Annotated in this window: 1 protein-coding gene; it reads right to left on the minus strand. The window is 68.1% G+C overall.

The window, feature by feature from the left end; all coding sequences use genetic code 11:
• Window positions 1–92: 92 nt before the first annotated feature.
• A complete protein-coding gene (locus K8O92_09040) occupies window positions 93–1,499 on the minus strand; it encodes a hypothetical protein (protein UAK34018.1) in 1,407 nt (468 codons plus the stop codon).
• Between the last annotated feature and the right edge of the window lie 159 nt (window positions 1,500–1,658).

The following is a 1,658-nucleotide window of genomic DNA, read 5'->3' on the forward strand; positions in this document are numbered from 1 at the left end:
CCATCTCTAGCTGCTGCGATACAGCAACACACATTTTCAGCAGCCTAGGACGGTGAATAGGCATAACAGCGAACTGTCAGCAAGGTGTCCGTTCAATTCTGCGGACCGTGGCGGTCGACAAAGCGCTGTTCCAACGCCGCGATGACTCTCGCCTGATCCACCGCCGACGACGAAGGCACGAACTCGCCGTCGTCGGTGATGTAGAAGACGGCTCGTTCGGCTGCCGCCGCGTTCTCGGGCGCGGGCACATACACCTTCCAGCCGAAGCGGAAGCGGTCGGCGTTCAGCTTCGACAGCGGGTAACCGGTGGTGTCCAGCTGCCGTCCGGTGATGTAGTCCCGCACCCGGCTGATCGCCTGCTCGGCGGGCATCGGCTCCGGCGCCGTGGACAGCAGCCCGGCCACCGAGAACTGATAGAGCGCGCCGTCGATGTCGAAACGGCCGTCATCACCGAAGACGGCGACCAGTGCCGCCCGCGTCACTCTCCCCGCCTCTGCGGCGGACAACAAAGCTCCGATCGCCTCGGCCGCGTCCTGGCCCAGGCGGTCGGAAAGGGTTCCCGCTACGATCTTGATCGCCGTCTCGCGCGTCCACACGCCCGGCACCGCGGGCGCGCACTCCTGGGCGGACGGCGACTGCCCGCGGTACCAGCGCCCTGCCTCCCACCAGTAGCAGAACGACAGTAGCCCCGAGGCCGCCCGCGGATTCAACACCGGGTCGGCGACCCAGTCCGGCGCACCGCCGTACAGCTCCGGCATCGGTGCGCCCGCGTTGTAGACAGCGTCCAAGGTGGGTGCGTTCCACACGCCACCCGAGAGCACGGCCCGCCCCGCCGGAAGCGCGTGCAAGGTCGACCCGCCGCGTGCGGTGCCTTCGAACACCCCGACCCAGGGCAGCATCCGCGGCCCCCATTCCGACTTCGCCGCCACGAAGGCCGCGGCGATCGTCGTCCATCGCGCCCACATCTGCGGGAACGGCGGGAACTCGTTCTCCGCCAGCACCGCCCACACCTGTTCGGCCCGGTCTTTACGAGCCTGCGCGGCGGCTTGCTGCGGAGTACGCCGCTGCCGGTCCCCATGTCCGATATACGCCGCCAGCCACACCGGCAGCTTTCCGCGCGGATACGCCTTCAGGTCGGCGCGATATGCCTCCGGCACGAACAGCTGACCGTCTGGGAAGGGCTCGTCGCCGTAGTCATAGGCGACCTCGATGTCTCCGGAGCTGGTCATCGCGATCACCATCCGCCACCACGGTTCCGCACCAGAGCCGGCCGCGATCGCACGCAGCTCCCGAGCGAGGGCAAGCGCAGACTCCGGAGGGTCCACCGTCATCGCCTGCTCGCCGACGGAATACACGAGCTGGACGATCTCGCCCGCCACCGTGACCGCGAACGCCGCGTCTACCCGCGTCCACCCCGTGGGCGCGTGCGCCGCCAGCGCACGAGCGAGCGGGTGTTCGACGGTCAGCCCACCGGGTTCATCCGCCACGTCGTCCTCCATATCGATATCTCGCCTACTGGTCTCGCGTGCCCACCGCCGAGTAAGCAGTGCTCGTCGGCGGTGGCGACGCGAACGTCGAAGATAGCCGGGGCACGACACGACGTGCTCAGCGCAGATCGGTCGAATCCGCGACCTGCGTGTCGGGAACGACGCTTACTT

The organism is Nocardia asteroides (genome assembly GCA_019930625.1).
GTDB classification, from domain to species: Bacteria; Actinomycetota; Actinomycetes; order Mycobacteriales; family Mycobacteriaceae; genus Nocardia; species Nocardia sputi.